11 protein-coding genes and 2 pseudogenes are annotated in these 15674 nt (G+C 72.9%); 9 read left to right on the top strand and 4 right to left on the bottom strand.

The genetic code is table 11. The annotated features are described in order from the left end of the window. Nucleotides 1-13 precede the first annotated feature (13 nt). The 3 genes from OP04_RS09135 (at nucleotide 14) to OP04_RS09125 (ending at nucleotide 2447) form a co-directional block, all read left to right on the top strand. Nucleotides 14-1147, top strand: coding sequence for a glycosyltransferase (locus tag OP04_RS09135; RefSeq protein WP_033339139.1), 1134 nt, complete (start codon nucleotides 14-16; stop codon nucleotides 1145-1147). A gap of 378 nt (nucleotides 1148-1525) precedes the next feature. Next, nucleotides 1526-1993 (top strand): YdeI/OmpD-associated family protein, encoded by a 468-nt coding sequence (locus OP04_RS09130; RefSeq protein ID WP_051797322.1) that lies wholly within the window; start codon nucleotides 1526-1528, stop codon nucleotides 1991-1993. A gap of 115 nt (nucleotides 1994-2108) precedes the next feature. Then, nucleotides 2109-2447 carry a hypothetical protein gene (locus OP04_RS09125; RefSeq protein ID WP_033339138.1) on the top strand — a complete coding sequence of 113 codons (339 nt, stop codon included), beginning with the start codon at nucleotides 2109-2111 and terminating at the stop codon, nucleotides 2445-2447. A gap of 64 nt (nucleotides 2448-2511) precedes the next feature. Here the strand turns inward: OP04_RS09125 and OP04_RS48425 are convergent, their stop codons facing one another. After that, entirely contained in the window at nucleotides 2512-2823 is a 312-nt protein-coding gene (locus OP04_RS48425) for a hypothetical protein (protein ID WP_051797320.1), read from the bottom strand. Nucleotides 2824-3251: 428 nt separating this feature from the next. Between OP04_RS48425 and OP04_RS09115 the strand changes: the two genes are divergently transcribed. From OP04_RS09115 to OP04_RS09105, 3 genes are read left to right on the top strand one after another with little or no spacing between them, the layout of a single operon-like run. Next, nucleotides 3252-6320: a putative bifunctional diguanylate cyclase/phosphodiesterase gene (locus OP04_RS09115; RefSeq protein WP_051797318.1), complete on the top strand. Its 3069-nt coding sequence runs from the start codon at nucleotides 3252-3254 to the stop codon at nucleotides 6318-6320. A gap of 55 nt (nucleotides 6321-6375) precedes the next feature. Next, nucleotides 6376-8763 carry an AMP-binding protein gene (locus OP04_RS49420; RefSeq protein WP_051797316.1) on the top strand — a complete coding sequence of 796 codons (2388 nt, stop codon included), beginning with the start codon at nucleotides 6376-6378 and terminating at the stop codon, nucleotides 8761-8763. Further along, on the top strand, nucleotides 8760-10835 hold the full coding sequence (locus OP04_RS09105; protein ID WP_033339137.1) for a YhgE/Pip domain-containing protein: 2076 nt from the start codon (nucleotides 8760-8762) through the stop codon (nucleotides 10833-10835). The genes OP04_RS49420 and OP04_RS09105 overlap by 4 nt, the downstream gene beginning before the upstream one ends. A gap of 593 nt (nucleotides 10836-11428) precedes the next feature. Here OP04_RS09105 and OP04_RS54560 read toward each other — a convergent pair. After that, nucleotides 11429-11680, bottom strand: a pseudogene (locus tag OP04_RS54560) (AAA family ATPase); the annotation flags it as partial. 2 nt (nucleotides 11681-11682) lie between these two features. On the opposite strand from OP04_RS54560, the gene OP04_RS09095 reads away from it, so the two are divergent. From OP04_RS09095 to OP04_RS48420, 3 genes are read left to right on the top strand one after another with little or no spacing between them, the layout of a single operon-like run. Then, nucleotides 11683-12027 (top strand): hypothetical protein, encoded by a 345-nt coding sequence (locus OP04_RS09095; protein WP_051797312.1) that lies wholly within the window; start codon nucleotides 11683-11685, stop codon nucleotides 12025-12027. A 15-nt stretch (nucleotides 12028-12042) separates the two neighbouring features. Next, the gene (locus tag OP04_RS49415) at nucleotides 12043-12627 is read left to right on the top strand and encodes a TetR/AcrR family transcriptional regulator (protein ID WP_051797310.1); all 585 of its coding nucleotides are present in this window, start codon (nucleotides 12043-12045) and stop codon (nucleotides 12625-12627) included. 50 nt (nucleotides 12628-12677) lie between these two features. Beyond that, nucleotides 12678-14240: an MDR family MFS transporter gene (locus OP04_RS48420; protein WP_051797308.1), complete on the top strand. Its 1563-nt coding sequence runs from the start codon at nucleotides 12678-12680 to the stop codon at nucleotides 14238-14240. Between the two features lie 240 nt (nucleotides 14241-14480). Here the strand turns inward: OP04_RS48420 and OP04_RS09075 are convergent, their stop codons facing one another. After that, nucleotides 14481-15284: an ABC transporter permease gene (locus tag OP04_RS09075; protein ID WP_232323518.1), complete on the bottom strand. Its 804-nt coding sequence runs from the start codon at nucleotides 15282-15284 to the stop codon at nucleotides 14481-14483. Further along, a pseudogene (locus OP04_RS54555) lies at nucleotides 15281-15674 on the bottom strand (ABC transporter ATP-binding protein); the annotation flags it as partial. The pseudogene OP04_RS54555 and the gene OP04_RS09075, both read right to left, overlap by 4 nt.

Below are 15674 nucleotides of genomic sequence, written 5' to 3'. Positions count from 1 at the left end.
ATAAGATGCCGGGATGCGTATCCTCTTCTCCTTCGCCGGCGGGACGGGACATTTCCTGCCGCTGGTGCCGATCGCGCGCGAGGCCGGGCAGGCCGGGCACACGGTCGCGTTCCACTGTGCTCCGCAGCGGGCGGATGCCGTGCGCCGCGCCGGTTTCGATCTCCTCGGCGATGAGCCGGCGGCCGGTGCCGGGCCCGGCAAGGAAGCCGAGCGGGAGCCGCTGGCCCCGCTCGATCTGGCGCGGGAACGGCGCGTCGTCATCGAACACTTCGTCCGCAAGGCCGTCCGGGAACGCGTCACCTACCTCCCGGACCGCGCCACGGCCTGGCAGCCGGACCTGATCGTCTGCGACGAGGCAGACTTCGGCGCGATGATCACGGCGGAGCGCCTGGGCCTGCCGTACGCGACCGTGATCGTGCTCGCGGCCGGCACGTTCTTCCAGGACGGCTACCTGGCGGACGCGATCGACGAGGTCCGGGCCGAGTCCGGCCTGCCGCCGAGCCACGGCCTGGCCATGCTCGGCCGGCACCTGGTGCTGGAGCCGGTGCCGCCCGGCTTCCGCGACCCGGCGTTCCCGCTGCCGGGGAACGGTCGCGGAATCAGGCCGGCCGGGTCTCTGCCTGAGCTGTCGAAGGCAGATCAAAGGCCTTTGATCTACTTCACCCTGGGTACGGAGTTCAACGTCGAGTCCGGCGACCTGTTCGAGCGCGTGCTGGCCGGCCTGCGTGAGCTGCCGGTGGACCTGGTGATGACCGTGGGCGGGCAGATCGATCCGGCCGTGTTCGGTCCGCAGCCGGCGAATGTGCGCCTTGAGCGGTTCGTGCCGCAGGATGAGGTGCTGCCGCGCTGTGACCTGGTGGTCTCGCACGGCGGTTCCGGGAGCGTGCTCGGCGCGCTGGCGCACGGCCTGCCGATGCTGGTGGCGCCGATGGGTGCGGACCAGCCGGACAATGCGGCCAGGGTTGCTGAGCTCGGGCTCGGCCGGGTGCTGGATGCGGAGAACGTCACGCCGGAGCAGGCCGCGGGGGAGGCTGCCACCGTGCTCGCGGATGCGCGCTATCGCGGTGCTGCGCGGGAGTTCCGCGCCCGCTGGGCGTCGCTGCCCGGTCCGGCTGATGCGGTTCGTTTCCTGGAGGCGCTGGTCTGAGAGCGACTTCGCGCGAGGGTTTGCCGGCTGCGGTGGCTGGTTCTGAGTCTTCAGGCACCTTCGGGTGATGCCTCGTAGGGGGTGAACATCTTTCGGCTTCGGTTTCGTGGTGGGCCTATTTTCCGTCAGCTTTCGGTGCGGGGTCTGGGACCGTCGCGATTACTGAGCTTTCGGCGTCCGCATCCGCTCCGGTTGATCGCGGCGGGGGCGGCTCTCGCCGCAAAAGCTCAATAAATGCAGAAATATCGGGTGTGTGGCACGCTGCCCGCGCTTGAGGATGCGCGCGCCCGGCTTGTGCCTACGGAGGCGCGGCATTGGCGCAGTTCGCTCCGGGGCAAAGGGAGGCGCGTGTGCCGTGGATGGGGCAGACTCCGGTCCATGTCGAGTCGGACGTTCGACGGGATTGTGGAGGCCCTTGACGAGGGGCCGGGTGCGGCGGTGCCGCTGCCGTTCGACGCGCGTGAGGTTTTCGGGCGGTCCCGCGCGCAGGTGGTCGTGACGTTCGAGGGGCGTGAGCCGTTTCATGCGACGGTTGCCCACTACGGCGGCCGGGGCTGGATCGCGTTGCGGACGTCGAGGCTGAACGATCTGGGGCTGGCGCCGGGGGATGCGGTGCAGGTCACGGTGGTGCTGGATGCGTCGCCGCGGGTGGTGGAGGAGCCGGTGGAGCTGGCCGTGGCGCTGGGGGCGGATCCGGAGATGCGGCTCGCCTATGACCGGCTGTCGCACAGCCATCGGCGGGAGTACGCGGAGTGGATCGGCGCGGCGAAAAAGGCGGAGACACGGCAGAAGCGGGCGGAGAAAGCGATGCGCATGATTCGATCCGGCGGTCGGGGGCCGAACTGATCGCTTTCGGTCGCGGACTCTCCGCGTACCCCTGCATGGATTTTCAAGGGGTTTGGTCTGTTTTCTGACGTGGGAATCGGTTGCTGTCAAGGCGTCTTGACGGCACCCTGGAGACATGCCTGCGCCGGATGATCTCGAGTACGAGTACACCCTGCTGACCGCCGTTGCCCGGTACGACATTCTGCGCACAAGGGATGCACTGGCCTCGGCTTCTTCCTATGTGGACCAACCCGGCCTGCTGCCGCTCTCGGACGAGGAGGCGCTGGAGCTGCTGGCGCTCGGTGAGCTGATCGCGCGCAAGGCGACCTGCGGCCGTCAGCTCGACGTGCGCACCGCGCGGAAGGCGGGCGCATCGTGGGCCCAAATCGGACAGTCGCTCGGCTGCACGAAGCAGGCCGCGTGGGAGTCGCACGCGAAGTGGCTGGACGAAGAGGTCTGGACGCAGAAGAAATGACCGGACACGTCACGGTCTGGCGGCAGCCGGCGGGCTGATCGCACCCGGGTCAGGGCGGCGGCGGTCAGCACGGCCGTCGCCGCCACCCCGTGCGGCAGGCCGCGGGCCGAGGTGCCCCGCATCCGCCTGGCCGAGCGCGTAGGCGGCGATCTCCGGGCTGAACCAGAACGGCAGCAGCCGGGCCGATCATCATCTGCAGCGTCACCACCAGCATGAGGATCAACGTGCCCTCCGGCTCGCGGGGCAGCACGGCCGCGGCGGCAAGGCCGAACGGCGCCGCGACCGCGACCGTGAGCACCATGATCACGAGGATCGCGACGTGCCGGACCTCGTGCTGATCCAGCCGCACCAGCAGCAGGCAGGGGATCGTGATCACGGCGCCGGCCAGCCACAGCGCCAGCAGCCGGCCGGCCAGCAGTTCGACCGGCCGGTAGCCGCCCAGCCGGAGCCGGGGCTCCAGGCCACGTGCCGCGTTGCCGGAGAAGAGCGCGGCCGGGTTCCCAGCCCGGCCATGGTCAGGTTGAGCTTCTGCCGGGTGCCGCCGGACAGGTGCCGTGCCTGGGCGCCACGGTCCGGCCGCCGGTCCAGCGCGCCGGCCCGTGCCCGGCCCTCGGCCGGCGCGTCCGCCCGGCGCCGGCCAGCACGAAGTGCTCCTCGGGCAGCAGATAGTCCGCGGTGCCGCCGTCCTGTGGGCAGTATCCGAGCGTGCCGGTGAGGTGCCGATCGAACTAGGTGGATTTTCATCAAGTTTGACCGGATTGCTACCGAAATGGCAATCAGCGGCAATGTCGGAACGGAGAGCTGATGGCCACGCGAGTAGCTCGTGCCTGCTTCGCGGTGTGGATGGTCGCGCTGGCGGCGGCGTACTACGCGTTCCCGGCGTACGGCACCGCGCTCTGGGCGACGCTCGGGCTTTCCGGCGCGACCGCGGTGGTGCTCGGCGTGGTGCTCAACCGGCCGGCGCGCCGGCTGCCGTGGTTTCTGCTCTCCGGCGTGCTGGTCACGTTCGCGGTCGGCGACGCGATCTACAACCTGCTGCCCGGCAATCAGTTTCCGTCGCCGGCGGACGGGTTCTACCTGCTGTCGTACCCCCTGCTGGCCTCTGCGCTCTTGATCTTCATTCGGTTTCGCTCCGGTGCGGACGACCGGGCCGCGCTGCTCGACGCGCTCGTCCCCACCTGCGCGATCGGGCTGCTGGTCTGGATGGTCTGGATCGGACCGTTCGTGCGGGACGTGGACCTGAGCACGGCGGAGAAGCTCGCGTCGATCGGCTACCCGTTCGGCGACATGGTCGCGCTCGCCATGCTGCTACGGCTGCTCAGCGCGCCCGGCACCCGGCACGTCGCGATCGGCGCGCTCACGTTCGGCGTGGCCGGCCTGCTCGCCACCGACCTGATCTACGGGCTCAACCAGCTCAGCCAGGACTGGCACACCGGCGGCCCGGTCGACCTGGGCTGGGTCTACTTCTACTCGATGCTCGGGTACGCAGCGCTGGACCCGTCGATGACCCGGCTCACCGAGCACACCGTGGGCCGGTTCGCGGACCGGGTGGCCGGGCCGCGGCGGCTCGCCATGCTGGTGGCGGCCGCGCTGGTCGCGCCCGCCGTGCTGGTCTTCGAGAACCTGGACGGCGTGGTCTCCGACGCCCCGATCATCGCGGCGTTCTCCGCGCTGATGTTCCTGCTGGTCATCGGCAGGCTGGCCGGGCTGCTCGCGGACCATCGACGGATCAGCGGCCGGGAGCGGGCGCTGCGCGAGGCCGGGACGCGCCTGGTCTCGGCGGCCACGCCGGCGGACGTCGCGGACGCGGTCCGGGCCGCGGTGGCGGAGCTGATGCCGCCGGACGAGCCGTACCTGGTGGAGAGCTTCGGGATCTTCGAGGGGATGACGCGGGAGGAGTTCTTCGCGGAGGGCGTGACGCTGCGGCGGGTGGCCGATCTGCCGGAGGCGCACGACGTACCGCTGGACGGTTTTGAGGTGGTGCTGCGTGCTCCCGGGCCGCTGATGCCGGAGGCCGCGTCGACGAAACCGCAGTTCACCTGGGTCTACCTGGCGGCGAGCGAGCCGGTGCTGTGGCGGCTGCGGCCGTCCTTCGAGGCGCTGGTGGCGCAGGGCACGATGGCGATCGACCGGATCACGCTGAACGCGGAGATCACGCGGCGCAACAGCGAGTCGTACTTCCGCACGCTGATCCAGAACGCCTCCGACGTGATCCTGATCGTCGGCGACGACGACCGCATCCGGTACGCCAGCCCGTCCGCCTCCGACGTCTTCGGCACGCCCGCGCTGGTCACCACGCCGGTCACCGACCTGGTCGTGGGCGAGCAGCACGAACGCCTGCTGGAGTCGCTGCGCCGGCTGCGCGAGGGGCTGGGCCAGGCCGCGTTCGACCTGGTCGGGCTGGGGGCGGACGGCCGGACCGTGCAGGTCGAGTGCACGCTGCAGGACATGCGCAGCGAGCCGACCGTGCGCGGCGCGGTGCTGACCATGCGCGACGTCACGGAACGCCGCCGGCTGGAGAGCGACCTGTCCCACCAGGCGTTCCACGACACGCTGACCGGCCTGGCGAACCGGCTGCTGCTGCAGAACCGGCTGGAGCACGGTCTGACGCTCGCCCAGCGCGACCGGTCCGTGCTCGGCCTGCTGTTCATCGACATCGACGACTTCAAGGTGGTCAACGACACGGCCGGCCTGGTCGTCGGCGACCGGTTGCTGGCCGCGGTCGGGGCCAGGATCGCCGGCGTGGTCGGCCCGCAGGAGACCGTGGCGCGGCTCGGTGGCGACGAGTTCGCGGTGCTGATCGAGCAGTCGCACGGGCCGTCCGAGGCGGACGACGTGGCCGCCCGGATCGTGGAGGCCTGTGAGGAGCCGTTCGAGCTGCGGTACGACACCGGCGGCAGCGCCATGCTCAGCGGCGCGGTCAGCATCGGCGTCACCACGAACGTCGAGGCGCACGACGCGGCCGAGATGCAGCGGCAGGCCGACCTTGCGCTCTACGTGGCCAAGGGCGCGGGCAAGAGCCGCTACCAGCGCTACCGCACGGACCTGCACACCGCGATGGTCGAGCGGCTGGAGATGCGCGCCGCGCTCAGCACCGTGGTCGAGGACCAGCAGCTGGTGCTGCAGTACCAACCGATCGTGGACCTGGCCGGCGAGGAGATCGTCGGCCTGGAGGCGCTGGTCCGCTGGCAGCACCCGACGCGGGGCCTGATCGGGCCCGGCGAGTTCATCGAGGTCGCGGAGGAGAACGGCGCGATCGTGCCGATCGGCGCGTGGGTGCTGCGCGAGGCGCTGCTGGCGATCGCGGACTGGCGGCAGCAGGTGCCGGCCGCACCGCTGCGCTACGTCTCCGTGAACGTCTCGGCCAGGCAGTTCCGCAACCCCGGCTTCGTCGACGACGTGGCCCGCGTGATCACGGAGAGCGGCGTGGCGCCCTGGCGCCTGCTGCTGGAGATCACCGAGAGCCTGCTGCTGCGCGACGACGACTCGGTCTGGCAGGACCTGGCCCGGCTGCGCGACATGGGCGTGCGGGTCGCGATCGACGACTTCGGCACCGGCTACTCCTCGCTCAGCTACCTGCGGCAGATGCCGGTCGACATCCTGAAGATCGACAAGTCGTTCATCGACGACATCCTGAGCAGCAAGCAGCAGCGTGCGCTGGTGGCCGCGATCGTGAGCATCGCGGACAACCTGAGCCTCGGCGTGGTCGCGGAGGGCATCGAGGAGGCCGCCCAGCGGCAGATGCTGCTGGAGATGGGCTGCCCGTTCGGCCAGGGCTATCTCTTCTCCCGGCCGGTCTGGCCGGACGCGGTGGTGGAGTGGCTCACCAACGGCATCCGCCAGCAGATTCCTAGCACACCAATTCCGGCTTAGGCCGGTAAGGCCGATTCAAGCGATATAGGGCTTAAATCAGTCTTACGCTGCCGGGGTGGCGGTGTCGGCGCAACGGTGGCCGGAGCGCGCCCTCCTCTGTGAACGGACCTCCGCCGGCTGGCGTGACCTCACCCCGGCCGAGCTGCAGACCCGGATCAGCAAGCGGGCGGGCGGGCTCCTCGCGGCCGGGCTCGGCGCCGGCGACCGGATCGCGATCCTCGGACCACCCGGCAGCGAGTGGATGATCACCGACCTCGCGGCCTGGTGGATCGGCGCGATCCCGGTCGCGCTCCAGGAAGAGGTGCCCGCCGACCAGCTCGACTGGATGCTGCGCTGCTGCGGCGCCACCGCCTGCGTGGTCACCGGCGACGACCCCGCGCTCGCCGCCCGCGTCGCCGCGGCCGGCCTCGCCCACGCCTGGCAGCCAGGCACGGACGGCCCGCTCACGCCGCTGTCCGCACTGGAGGTGCCCACGCTCGGCGCGATCCCGCCCGCGGCCATGCCGTCCGCCGCGGTCGCCACCATCGTCTACACGTCCGGCGTCGGCGGCCGGCCCGCCGCCTGCCGGCTCACCCACGCGAACCTGGACGCGGCCGCGCAGGCGATCCGCGATGCCATGCCGCAGCTGTTCGAGGGCGAGCCGCGTACCGTGCTCTCCGCGCTGCCGCTGTCCCACGCGTTCGGCCGGATCGTGCAGCTCGCGGCGCTGATCGGCGGCGCCCGGATCGCGCACACCGGCCCGGAGCGGATCCTCGCGGACATCGAGTCGCTGCGGCCGGCCGTGCTCGCCGCACCGCCGCGCTTCTTCGAGCACCTGTGGGGCCGGCACCTCGGCGCGGACGAGGCCGCGGAACGTGCCGCCCTGGCCGCGCCCGGTGGGCTGCGCGGGCGACTGCGCCGGACCCGGCACGACCGGGCCTACGCGGCGCTGCGGACCGCGCTCGGCGGCCGGACGGAGTGCGTGATCACCGGGGGTGCGCCGGTCAGCGCACGCCTGGCCAAGCTCTACCGGGGCGCGGGCGTGCCGCTGCTCGCCGGGTACGGCCTGACCGAGGCCACGGCCGCGGTCACGCTCAACACACCCGCGCGGTACCGCCCCGGCACGGTCGGCACGCCGCTGCCCGGCGTCGAGGTGCGGGTCAGCCCGGACGGCGAGATCTTCGTCCGCGGACCGGGCGTCTTCCACGGCTACGACGGCCCGTCCGAGGCCGACCGCGACCCGGTGATCGACGCGTCCGGCTGGCTGCACACCGGCGACCTCGGCGCGCTCGACGACGACGGCTACCTGCGGATCCTCGGCAACGTCGACGACATGATCACGCTGCACTCCGGGCGTCGCGTGGCCGCGGTCGCGCTGGAGGAGGCGGTCCGCGCGCATCCGCTGGTCGCGCACTGCCTGGTGGTCGGGGAGCGCCGGCCGTACGTCGCCGCACTGGTCGCGCTGGAGGAGAGCGCGGTCCGCCGCACGTTCCCGGACACCGCGGACCCGGCCGGCGACCCGCGCGTGATCGAAGCGGTCCGGATCGCGATCGACGCCGCCAACGCGGGCGCGTCCGCGGCCGAGCAGATCCGCCGGTTCGAGATCCTGTCCGGCGGGCTCTCCCGCCGGGCCGGGCACCTCACGCCCACGCTTCGCCCGCGCCGAGGCCTGCTCACCGCGCTCTTCGCACCCGAGATCGAACGGCTCTACGCGGTCGAGACGCTGCCGCAGGTGGTGCTGGAGGAGCCGGTCACCACGGTCGCCATCGAGGCCCGCGCGGTCGCGGCCACCGGCATGCTGCGCCCCACCAGCATCGGCGTGGTCGCCGGCCGCCGGGTCGCGGTCGCCGGACCGCCCGGCCACGGCCACACCGCGCTCGCGCTGGCGCTCGGCGGCCGGCTCGACCCGGACAGCGGCGAGGTCACGCTGGACGGCGTCCGGGACGGCCGGCGGCTGCGCGCCGCGGTCGCGCTCGTCGACGTGCCCGGCATCAGCGAACCGGACGAGATGCTGCCGCTCGCGGCCGTGGTCGGCGAGGAACTGTCCCTGGCCAGGGCGAAGGCCGGGCGCCGCGCGGTCCGCGAGTGGCTGGACCGGCACGGCGCGCTCGTCTACGCGGAGACCCGCACCGAGCACGTGCCGGGCCCGGTGCGTACCCGCGTGCTCGCCGAACTGGCCGCGCTCCGGCCCGGCGTCAGCGTGCTCGTGCTCACGCTGCCGGACCGGCACACCGGCGGGCCCGGCAGCTGGTGGGACCTGGCCGGCGTGTTCGCGGCCCGCGGATACGGCGTGGTCGTCCAGTGCACGGACACCTCCGCCGACCTGCTCGGCCTGCGGGCGGTGCGGCTCGGCGGCGCGGACCCGGACACGCCGGCGGCCACCGGCGGATTCACCATCGGCACGATCCGCCGCCCGGAGCTGGGCGCGGCCGCGACAGCCCGGAACACCGAGGAGTTGCTGTGAGCGCAGTCCGACTGGCGGTCTCCGAGCTGCGAAGGCTCACCATCGGCCGCATGCCGAAGCTGGTGGTGCTGGCGCTGGCCGCGGTCCCGCTGCTCTACGGCGGGCTCTACCTCTACGCGAACCAGGATCCGTACGGGCGGCTCGGCGGTGTGCCCGCCGCGCTGGTCGTCGACGACGCCGGCGCGATGACGCCGGACGGCACGCTCATGCGGGCCGGCGCGCAGGTCGGCGACGAGCTCGTCTCCGACGGCACGTTCGACTGGAAACGCACCACCGCGGAGGCGGCCGAGGCCGGCGTGCGGGACGGCGAGTTCGACTTCGCGCTGCGCATCCCGGCCGACTTCTCCGCCGCGCTGGTCTCCACCACCGACGCGGTCCAGAGCGGCAGCGCACCCCGCCAGGGCACCATCGTGCTGACCACGAACGACGCCAACAACTATGTGGTCCACACGATCGCGGCGCAGGTCGCCACCCGGATCCAGGAATCGCTCTCCCGCGAGGTCGGCACCCGCGCGGCCGAACGGTTCCTGCTCGGCTTCCAGCACATCTACCAGAGCACGTCGCAGGCCGCGGACGGCGCCGACCAGCTCGCGGTCGGCGCGGACAAGGCCCACTCCGGCGCGGAACACCTGGCCGACAGCAGCGCCGCGCTGGCCGGCGGCGGCAGCGACCTGCTCTCCGCGGCCCGCGACCTGGCCGCGGCCGCGCTGGCCGGCGGCGACAGCGCGCGCACGCTCGCCACCGGCGCGGAGGATCTCTCCGGCGGGCTCAGCACGCTGCGGGCCACCACGACCACGCTGCCCGGCGACACCACCACGCTGGCGGACGGCGCGGCCTCGGTCGCGGCCGGCGCACGCGAGGCGGCCACCGCGGCCGGTGGCATCTCCGCGGCCGGCGAGGCCACGCTGAGCAGCCTGGAATCCCCTGACGCGCTCGCCGGACGGCTGAGCGCGCTCGGCGTGCCGGACGACGAGGCCACCGAGATCGGCGACCGGCTGGAGGCGGCCCGGACCGCGCTCTCCGCCTCGCACGCGACCGTGGCCGCGCTCGCCACCCGGCTCGACTCGCTCGCGCTCGGCGCGGAACAGGTCGGCGCCGGCGCGGCCGCGCTGAAGACCACGCTGCCCGCGCTCACCCAGGGCCTCGACACGGCCGCGGTCAACGCGGCCACGCTCCGGACCGGCGCGTCGCAGGTCGCGGGCGGCAGCACCAAGGTCAGCGACGGCGCGATCGCGCTCCGGGACGGGCTGGCCACGTCCGCCACCGGCGCCGCGAAGATCGCGGACGGCTCCGCCACGCTCGAACAGGGGCTCGGCACGCTGACCACGGACGCGAAGAGCCTGGCGACCGGGCTGCGCACCGGGCTGGCCACGATCCCGAACCTGGACGCGGAGGCCCGTACCGCCGCGGCCGGCGCGATCGCGGACCCGGTCGACGTGCAGACCGTGCGGCAGAACGAGGCCGCGACCTACGGCGCCGGTCTGGCCCCGTTCTTCCTCTCGCTGGCCGCGTGGATCGGCGGATACGTGCTGTTCCTGCTGGTCCGGCCGCTCTCCAACCGCGCGATGGCGGCGAACCAGTCCGGCCTGCGCGTCGCGGTCGGCGGCTGGCTCGCACCCGCGCTGCTCGGCGCCGCGCAGATGGGCCTGCTCTTCGCCGTGGTCATGCTCGCGCTCGGCTTCCGGCCGGCCCACCCGGCCGGGATGGCCGCGTTCATGATGCTGGCGTCCGCGACGTTCATCGCGATCATCCACATGCTCAACGCGTGGCTCGGCGCGGTCGGCCAGTTCCTCGGCCTGGTCCTGATGGTGCTGCAGCTGGTCAGCGCGGGCGGCACGTTCCCGTGGCAGACGATTCCCGCGCCGCTGCACGGTCTGCACCACGTGCTGCCGATGAGCTACTCCGTCGACGGCCTCCGCCACCTGATGTACGGCGGCGACATGATGGCGGTCGGCCGCGCCACGTCGATCCTGGTCGCCTACCTCGCGGTCGCGTTGCTGCTCACTGCGCTCGGCGCCCGGCGGCACCGCGTCTGGACGGTGGCCAGGATCAAACCCGAGGTAATTCTTTAGAAGCAGATGGCCAGGAACGCGTCGTCGATCGAGGCGGTGCCGCCGAGCCGGGCCAGGATGTCCTCCAAGTCCGCGTTGTCGCTCATCTGGTCCGAGGCCGACTTCGCGGCGCCGCCCAGCGCCGCGCCGAACGCGGCATAGCCGGCGGTCCAGCCGATGATCGCGCCACGGTGCAGCCGCCAGGCCAGCGCCAGCGGGGTACGCAGCGAGCGCGCCGCCTCCGCCGGTCCGAGCCGTTCCGGCAGCAGCCCGGCCGCGATGTCCCGCCGTGCGGACAGCGCATAGGTGACCACGGCCAGCACCAGGCCGGCCGCGAACAGCACGGCCACCAGCCACCACCGCTCGTCCGCGAACGGGCGTACCCGCTGCGCCACACCGGTGGGGGAGAGCCAGGACAGCCACTCGAGCCCGTTCCCGGCGCCGCCGGAGTCGCCGGCGGCGCGCAGCAGGTAGGAGACGCCGAGCACGCTCACCGCGATCCACCGCGCGCCGGGCGCGGTCTGGGTGAGCTGCGCCGCGACCGCGCCGACCGCGGCGAAGAACCAGCCGTGCACGGCCAGCGCCACACCGAGCGCGATCGCGCCGGCCCGGTCGCCGGTCTCGACGGTCCGGCCGTTGCGGATGATGCTGACCCGGTCGCACAGCGCCTCGACCTCGGCCAGGATGTGGCTGGAGAGCAGCACGGTGCGGCCGCGCGCCTTCTCCTCCGCCACGCAGTTCTGGAAGACCTCCTCCATCAGTGGGTCCAGGCCGGACGTGGGCTCGTCGAAGAGCAGCAGCTCCACGTCGGAGGAGAGCGCCGCGACCAGCGCCACCTTCTGCCGGTTGCCCTGGGGAACGGCTCGGCGTGAGCCCGGCCGCCATCTCGAATTCGGTGCGGTACCTGGCGAACATCGGCATGGTCGTGCGCGAGCCCGTGCAGGGCTCCCGCGCGGATCGGTACCGGCTGCCGATCGACCACCCGTGGTACGGCGCCACCACCGCGAAGAACGCGCTGCTCAAGCAGCTGTCCGACCTGGCGGCCGATGGCGTGGACGCGGCGGGCGGCGCGGAGACCGGTCCCGGGCGGCGGGTCGCGGAGATGGCCGACTTCTTCGACTTCGCCCAGGCCGAGCTGGCCCAGGTCGTCGGCCGGTGGATGAAGGTCAAGGACGAAAGGCTCGCGGAACGCTTGCGCCCGACGAGTTCGTAAGTAAATATTTACCGCGTGGCTGACAAGAGGGACTCGCGCACCGCGCTGCTCGCCGCCGCGGCCGAGGAGTTCGCGCTCCACGGGCGCCGTGGCACCCGGATCCAGGCGATCACCGCGGCGGCCGGCGTCAACGAGCGCATGATCTACCACCACTTCGGCAGCAAGGACGGGCTCTACACGGCCGTCATCCAGGAGCAGCAGCGCGCGCTCGCGGCCGAGTGGCTGCCCGTGATGGAGAAGGCCGCGGAGCTCCCGCCGTACGAGGGGCTGCGCGCGATCCTCCTCGGCTACTTCCAGATCGTCCGGCTCCGGCCGGTCTTCGTCCGGCTGATGGTGCACGAGGCGCTCGCGCCGGAGCCCGCGGTGCCGCCCGCCTCGCCCGCGGAGCTGCCGGAGACGGCCCGCCTGCTCTGGGAGCGTGGCCAGGCCGAGGGCGTGTTCCGGGCCGACCAGCCGTTCGAGCTGGCCTACGGCACCGCGATGTCCGCGATCATGGCCCGCGTGGTGTTCGCCGCCCGCGATGCCGAGGTGGCCCGCGTGATGGCGCTCCCGGACGAGGCCGTGATCGACCTGCTGCTCGACGGCCTGACCGGGCCGTGAGCTTTTTCGTGCCCATTCCGCGGTAAACGTTTACTGAATCGGAGTCGCCCGTGCAGCCTGTCTACCGGATCGCGTTCACCGTCATGGCCGGCGGTGTCGTCGTCGGCCTGGACGCGACCATGACCAACGTCGCGCTGGAGACCTTCCTGCGCGACCTCCACACCACGCTGCCCACCGCCCAGTGGATCGGGACCGCGTACCTGCTGGCCATGACCGCGGCCATCCCGGCTACCGGCGCCGTGATCGCGCGCTTCGGCGCCCGCCGCATGTGGCTGCTCGCGGTCGCGATCTTCCTGGCCGGATCCGTGCTCTGCGGCCTGGCCTGGAGCGTAGGTGGCCTGATCGCCGGCCGCGTGGTGCAGGGCATCGGCGGCGGCATGATCCTGCCGCTCTCCCAGGCGATCATCGCGCAGGCCGCCGGCCGCGACCGGCTCGGCCGCGTGATGGCCGTGCTCGGCGTACCGGCCATGCTCGGTCCGGTGCTCGGCCCGGTCGCGGGCGGCCTGCTGCTCGACCACGCGGGCTGGCGCTGGATCTTCCTGATCAACATCCCGTTCTGCCTCGCGGCGCTGCTCGCGGCCGTCCGCTTCCTGCCGCAGGACGCGCCCGCGGTGCCGGCCCGGCCTGCGTCGGGTGATGCCGCGCTTGCCGATGCCACGTCCGTGACGGGGCGAGAGCCCGCCACGCACGAGCCGGCCCGGCCCGCACCCGGCGCCGCTGCCCCCGGCGCTGCCGTACCCGGCGAGGCGGCCTTCGCGAAAGGCCGGGAGCGCGAAGCCCTCGCGAAGCGGCGATCCGCGTCCGCCACCAGGCCGGACCTGGTCGGCCTGGCGCTGCTGCCGGCCGGGTGCGCCACCCTGGTCTACGGCCTGGCCGAGGCCGGTCGGGCCGGAGACACGGCGCAGATGCTGATTCCGCTGCTCGCGGGCGTGGCGCTGCTGGCCGGGTTCGTGGTCCACGCGGCGCGGGCGCACGTCGTACCCCTGATCGATCTTCGGCTCTTCCGGCATCGCGGTTTCACCGGGCCGATCGTGGTGATCTTCCTGTCCGGGGTGGCGATGTTCGGCGCGATCGCCTTGATTCCGCTCTACTTCCAACAGGTCCGCGGCGCCACCGCGTTCGAGGCCGGCCTTCTGATCGCGCCGCAGGGGCTCGGTCTGGGCGTGGCGCTGGTGGTCGCGGGCCGGCTCACCGACCGGCTGCCGCCGCGACCGATCGTGCTGACCGGCTTGACGCTGGTGGCGCTCGCGAACCTGTTCTTCACCCGGCTTTCGCCGGACACCGGTCGCCTGCCGATCGCGGCCGCACTGGTGGTCAGCGGCCTCGGCCTCGGCGCCACGCTGGTGCCGGTGATGGCCGCGCCGTTCCGCGTGCTGGCGCCGGCCGAGATTCCCGGCGCGAGCACCGCGATCCGCATCTTCCAGCAGCTCGGCGCGTCCTTCGGCGGCGCGCTCGTGGCGCTGCTGTTGCAGAGCGCGCTGACCGGCGGCGCCGACCGGGCGGCCGCGTTCGGCCTGACCTACCGCTGGCTCACGGCCGCGGCGCTGGTCGCGCTGGCCGCCGCACTCCTGATGCCCGCGACCCGCCCATCGGTCCCCGCCGGGCCGCGATGAGTCCGGCGATCCTCGCGCTGGCTCCTCTGGTCCCGCGCGAACGCGCTGGATCCCGCTGGTCTCGCGCGAACGTGCCGGACCCGCCCGGACCACGACGTGACCGGGCGGTCCCGCGCAGGCGCGGATCAGGGCCTTCCGCGCGGCCGCGACGAGACTGCGGAAAACGCGGCTGCCGGGGCCCGAACCGGACCCCGGCAGCCGTGAGGCGGGCGCCACCCACCCCCGGGCGGCGCCCCGGACTCAGTTCACCTCGCGGCGCGTGATCCGGATGATGCCGCAGACCAGCGGCACCACCACCCAGACCAGCGCGGACACCCCGAACCGGGCCCACTCGCCGGACGTCACGCCCGCCTCGCCGATCGGCATCGAGGTGGCGTTCATGTCCAGCCACTCCGCCGCGTTGTGCAGCCATGTGACCAGCGCGCCGAGCGTGGTCCACAGCGTCGGCACCACGAAGTAGAGGACGATCGCGAGCGGCGAGTTGAGCAGCAGCGCGCCGAACGCGGAACCCATCAGGATGTAGACGATCTCCAGCACGACGAAGCCGAGCAGCGCCTCCGGCTTCAGCGTCCAGGAGCCGTCGCCGTCCACGCCGATCGCGACCAGGTTGGCGATCGCGGACGTGCCGGCCGTGACCGCGGTGGTGATCAGCGCGATGACGACCGCGGCCAGCAGCTTCGCCGCCAGCACCCGCCCCCGCGCCGGCACCAGCGCGAACGTGGTGATCGCGGTCCGCTGGGAGAACTCGCCGGTCATCGCCAGGATGCCCAGCACCGGCAGCAGAATGCTGACCGGAATCTGCGCGAACCCCATCAGCGCCGCGAAGTTCGCCCCGGCGCGCGGCTCGGCCGTGGCGAGCATGGCCACGTGGGTGAGCACGATGCCGAGGCCGATCACGATCAGCAGCCACAGCCCGGCGCGCGTGTCCGCGAGCTTGCGCAGCTCCACGCCGGTCAACGTCAACAGCGAGACCCGCCTGGGGGTACGCTCCGCGCCGTCCGGCACCACGGCCGGCCGCTCGGTCATCTGCAGGGTGGCGGTCATCGTGCGTTCTCCTTCACAGCGACTCCGGCAGCAGAGGCTCCGCTGGTAGCGGTCAGGGTGAGGAACATCTGCTCCAGCCCGGCACCGTCGGCCGGCCGGAGTTCGAGCAGCACCACGTTGTTCTCGGCCGCGGCCCAGCCGATCGCACCCGGCTCCGCGCTGACCAGCGAAGCGCCGTCCTGGGTGCGGGTGTGCTTGAGCCCGGCCCGGTCCAGCGCGGCGGCGAGCCCGGCCGGGTCGACCGCGCGCACCAGCGTCCCGCCACCGGCGAGCAGTTCCGCCTTGTCGCCCTGGGCGACGATGCGTCCGCCGCCGATGACGACGAGCCGGTCCGCGACCGCTTCGACCTCGCGGAGCAGGTGCGAGGAGAGCAGGACGGTGCCGCCGCGG

The organism is Catenuloplanes japonicus (genome assembly GCF_000717135.1).
GTDB lineage: Bacteria > Actinomycetota > Actinomycetes > Mycobacteriales > Micromonosporaceae > Catenuloplanes > Catenuloplanes japonicus.
This window is presented reverse-complemented; position numbering and strand designations above follow the sequence as displayed.